The sequence below is a fragment of the Paracoccus marcusii genome (assembly GCF_006151785.1).
Lineage (GTDB): Bacteria > Pseudomonadota > Alphaproteobacteria > Rhodobacterales > Rhodobacteraceae > Paracoccus > Paracoccus marcusii.
In genome coordinates this window covers 1-4,213 of the sequence record NZ_VDDD01000194.1, presented here as the reverse complement: position 1 = coordinate 4,213, position 4,213 = coordinate 1, and the positions used below count along the sequence as shown (strand labels likewise).

The following is a 4,213-nucleotide window of genomic DNA, read 5'->3' as shown; positions in this document are numbered from 1 at the left end:
GCGCAGGCGCTGCGCCGCGCCGGCGGCGGCCGATCCCGCCAGAACCGTCCCGTGCAGCGCCGTCGCCAGCCCCTGCCGGAACCGCAGCCACAGGGCCGCGACCTCTGTCCGGTCGAAACCCAGGACGAAGGCCGCCGCCGCGACCACGGCCACCGCGACCAGCAGCGCCGCCAGGCGGATGCCCAGCTGTGCCTTCATCGGCAGCAGGTTCAGCATCGCACCCATCACCATGTCGCCGAAATGGCCGCCCAGGCCGTAATTCTGCTGCCATTCGGGGCCGGGGATCAGCGTGCTGGCATAGATCGACACCAAGGCCACGGCGATCGGGGTGAAGATGCCGCGCATCAGGCGCTCCTCGCCCTTGTGCAGCATCATGCGCAGGCCCCAGACCCAGGCCGCGACGACCAGCATCCAGGCCCCCATGCCCGCGATCATGATCAGCGCCGAGGCGATCATCGCCCCGATCCCGCCCAGCATGTTCTGCGCCGGCGCGTCGGTGGCCGACCCGAAGCTGGGATCGTCGGGCGACCAGCTGCCCAGCATCATCGCGATCAGGATGCCCAGCACGATCAGCCCTGCGCCGATGGCCTCCTTGCCGCGTCGTTCCAGGGCGGCCTGGGTCGACTGGTCGAACAGCGGGTCGCGGTGTTTCGCCTGCCAGCTTGCCATGATCTCAGCCCCCCGTTTCGTCATATAGGACCGCCCGCAGGCGGGTCAGCGCGGCGCGCGTCTGGTCGGCATCGGCCACCAGCGCCACCCGGATGAAGCCCGCGCCGGGATTGATCCCGTCCACGTCGCGCGACAGATAGGCGCCGGGCAGCACCTGGATGCCCGCCTGCGCCCACAGCGTCCGCGCGGCCTGTTCGCCGTCGGCCACCGGCAGCCACAGAAAGAACCCGCCCTCCGGCGGCAGATAGCCGGGAATGTCGCCCAGGATTTCGTCTGCGATGCGGTATTTCTGTTGATACAGCGCCAGGCTGGCGGCCACGTGATCCTCGTCCGACCAGGCGGCGGTGCTGACGCGCTGCACCGGCAGCGGCAGCGGCGCGCCCGCATAGTTGCGCAGCCGCCGCATCTGGGCGATCTGGGCGCGGCCGCCCGCGGCGAAGCCCGACCGCAGGCCGGGCAGGTTCGACCGCTTGGACAGCGAATTGAACATCACCACCCGGTCGGGCAGGCCCATCGCGGTCGCGACCTGCAGGGCACCCGGCGGGGGCGCATCGCGCCAGATCTCGGAATAGCATTCGTCGGCCAGGATCAGGAAATCGTGCCTTTCGGCCAAGGTCACCAGCGTTTCCAGGTAATCGCGGTCGGCCACCGCCCCCTGCGGGTTGGCGGGCGAACACAGATAGGCCAGCGCCACCCGGTCCAGCAGCGCCGGGTCCAGCCCCGCGTAATCGGGCAAGTTGCCCGTGGCGGGCGTGGCCGGCACGAACAGCGCCTGCGCCTGCACAGCGGCGGCGGCGACCGCATAGACCTGATAGAACGGGTTCGGCACCAGCACGATCGGCTGCTGGCCGGCCTTGGTCTCGGGGCACAGGGCCAGGGCCGCGTTGAACAGCCCCTCGCGCGTGCCGTTCAGCACCATCAGCCGGTCAGGTGAAACCTCCAGGCCATAGCGGCGGTCCAGCCAGCCCCCGATCGCCGACAGCAGTTCGGGCGCGCCCTCGTTCGGGGGGTATTTCGCCAGTTCGGGCAGGCTGTCGGCCATCACCTGCGCCACGAAACCGGGCATCGGGTGGCGGGGCTCTCCGATGGTCAGGATCATGGGGGATTCGCCGGGGGCCAGCCCCGGCTCGATATCCGACAACAGCGCCCGCAAACGCGGGAACGCGTAGTCCGGCAGGTTCGAGAACCGCTCGGGGAATGCCATCTCTGCCTCGCTTTTCGGGGTCTGCGCCCCGTTCCTTGGCGGAAACATTAGCGTGATCCGGGCCTTGCGTCCAGCAAAGACCCGGTCACGCCAGTGCGGCCTCGGCCCCCGCCGCCACGCGCAGCAGATGCCGGTCCTGACCGGCATGGCCCAGCAGGCTGATCCCGCAGGCCGGGTGCCCGGTGGGCAGGGTGATCGCGGGCAGGCCCAGCAGGTTCGCGATCCGGGTGTTGCGCAGGGTCAGCAGGTTGGCGCGCACGAATTCCGACCCGTCGGTCATCAGCCGTTGGGTCGCGGGCGGCAGGATCGGCACCGTCGGCAGCAGCACGGCGTCGTATCCGCCGACGACCTCCTTGATCCACTTGCGGCGCACGCGGGCCAGGCTTTCCCATGCCGCGACATAGTCGGGCGCGCTGACCCCTGCCCCGCCGCGGAACCGCTCCAGGATGGGCTGCCACATCAGTTCCGGCGCATCCTCGATCTGGGCGCGCCAGATGCCATAGGCCTCGGGGGCGAACAGCTGCGGCGACAGGGCCATGGCCTTGTCCAGCCAGTCGGTCGAGACGTGCGCGATCTGCGCACCGGCCCGACCCAGCCTATCTACCGCGTCCTGGAACGCCGTCACCGGCCCGGATTCGGCGTCGTCGAAGGGCAGCCCCTCCAGCACCATCAGGCGCAGGCCCTGCACGCTGGCGCCGTCCAGGTCGGGGGCCCGCTGGTCGGCCATGATCGCAAAGATCTGAGCACAGTCCTCGACGCTGCGGGCGATGGGGCCCGCGATGTCGAACCTGCGCGCCAAGGGCACCACGCCCTTTTCGGGCAGCGCGCCATGCGTGGGCTTGAACCCCACCAGCCCGTTCCAGGCCGCGGGCACGCGGACGGACCCGCCCGTGTCGGTGCCAACCGCCGCTGCCGCCAGCCCCAGCGCCACCGACACCGCCGCCCCGGATGAAGAGCCCCCCGGCGCCAGGTCCGGGTCCAGCGCATTGGGCGGCGTCGCCGTGCGCGGGTTGAGCCCCAGCCCGGAAAACGCCAGTTCGGTCATGTGGGTCTTGCCCAGGCAGACCATGCCACGACGGGCCGCGCGCGCCAGGATGTTGGCGTCCTTGCGCGGCACGCGCCCCTCCAGCAGGCGCGATCCGGCCTCGGTCACGGTGCCGCCGCTGTCGATGTTGTCCTTCCAGCTGATGGCCACGCCGTCCAGCAGGCTGTGGCGGCGTTCCTGTTTCGCGCGGTCATGGGCGGCCACGGCCTCGGACCGGGCGCGGGCGGCGGTCAGGCGGGCATAGATGCGCGCGCAGTCGGGGTGATCCTTCGCGGCGGCCAGATAGGCCTCGGTCTGGTCGATGGGGTCCAGGACCCCCGCCATGATGGCGCGGCCCTGCTGGGTGGCCGATGCCCGCAACCAGTCCATTCAGAAATCCACCGCGATTCCGCCCTTTTCCCAGTCGCCATAGCGGACCGGCTCCGGCCCGTCGCGCCCGCCGTATTCGACCGGCAGGATCTGGCCGGCCTGCTGTTTCCTGCGGGCCTCGGCCTCGGCCAGGGCGCGCTGTGCGGCGGCGGGCAGGGCGGGGGTGTCATCGCTCATGGAAAGATCCTCCGAATGGGCGTAAGGGGTCGCGGAACAGTGTTGAACATCACTTAGGCAAAGGAAAGCGTTTTGGCAAAGCCGGGCGGCGATATGGCGCGCAAGGGCGCATTGCGATTGATCCAGGGCGTTCGCGACGGGCGGTCCCTGTCGGACCAGTCCGGCAGCCTGCGCGCGCTGCCGGTTGCCGAACAGGCCCGGGCGGCCCGGCTGGCGGCCGAGACGTTGCGCCATCAGGGTCGCGCGGACGTGGTGATCGACGCCTTCGTGAACCGCAGGCCCGCCCCCCAGATCGCCGACGTGCTGCGCCTGGCCGTGGTCGAGATGCTGGAGCTGGGCGCCCCTGCCCACGGCGTCGTGGGTGCGGCGGTCGACCTGACCCGCACGCTGGGCGCGCGCGGCCAGGCGGCGGCGGGCATGGTCAACGCGGTCCTGCGCAAGGCGGGGGCGTATCAGGGCTGGGCCGACCTAGCCCCGCAACCCTTGCCCGAATGGCTGCGCGGCCCGCTGGTCGAGGCTTACGGCGACGCGGTGATGACCGCCATCGAGGCCGCCCATCAGCGCGGCGCGCCCCTGGACCTGACGATGAAGCCCGGCGCGGACCCGGTGCCGGGCGCCGATGCGCTGCCCACCGGGTCGTGGCGCCTGCAGGGTCCGGTGCAGGTGACCGCCCTGCCGGGGTTCGATGAGGGCCAGTGGTGGGTCCAGGACGCCGCCGCGGCCCTGCCCGCGCGCCTGCTGGCCCCGCG

5 protein-coding genes are annotated in these 4,213 nt (G+C 71.4%); 1 reads left to right on the top strand and 4 read right to left on the bottom strand.

What is annotated here, in order from left to right:
* The 4 genes from FHD68_RS17855 to FHD68_RS17840 form a co-directional block, all read right to left on the bottom strand.
* Nucleotides 1–669 (bottom strand): DNA translocase FtsK 4TM domain-containing protein (locus FHD68_RS17855; RefSeq protein ID WP_208863810.1); only part of this gene is annotated, 669 nt, incomplete at its 3' end.
* 4 nt (nt 670–673) lie between these two features.
* Complete coding sequence (locus FHD68_RS17850) at nt 674–1,873, bottom strand: aminotransferase class I/II-fold pyridoxal phosphate-dependent enzyme (protein WP_127897436.1); 1,200 nt, start codon at nt 1,871–1,873, stop codon at nt 674–676.
* Between the two features lie 85 nt (nt 1,874–1,958).
* A complete protein-coding gene (locus FHD68_RS17845; protein ID WP_045982477.1) occupies nt 1,959–3,287 on the bottom strand; it encodes an amidase in 1,329 nt (442 codons plus the stop codon).
* Nucleotides 3,288–3,464 carry a DUF1674 domain-containing protein gene (locus tag FHD68_RS17840; RefSeq protein ID WP_042251299.1) on the bottom strand — a complete coding sequence of 59 codons (177 nt, stop codon included), beginning with the start codon at nt 3,462–3,464 and terminating at the stop codon, nt 3,288–3,290.
* A 72-nt stretch (nt 3,465–3,536) separates the two neighbouring features.
* Between FHD68_RS17840 and FHD68_RS17835 the strand changes: the two genes are divergently transcribed.
* Nucleotides 3,537–4,213 (top strand): transcription antitermination factor NusB (locus FHD68_RS17835; protein ID WP_280115186.1); only part of this gene is annotated, 677 nt, incomplete at its 3' end.

What these genes read in the sequence shown, in the direction of transcription:
- FHD68_RS17845 (WP_045982477.1), bottom strand. Translation starts at nt 3,287, where the DNA reads ATGGACTGGTTGCGGGCATCGGCCACCCAGCAGGGCCGCGCCATCATG.
- FHD68_RS17850 (WP_127897436.1), bottom strand. Translation starts at nt 1,873, where the DNA reads ATGGCATTCCCCGAGCGGTTCTCGAACCTGCCGGACTACGCGTTCCCG.
- FHD68_RS17840 (WP_042251299.1), bottom strand. Translation starts at nt 3,464, where the DNA reads ATGAGCGATGACACCCCCGCCCTGCCCGCCGCCGCACAGCGCGCCCTG.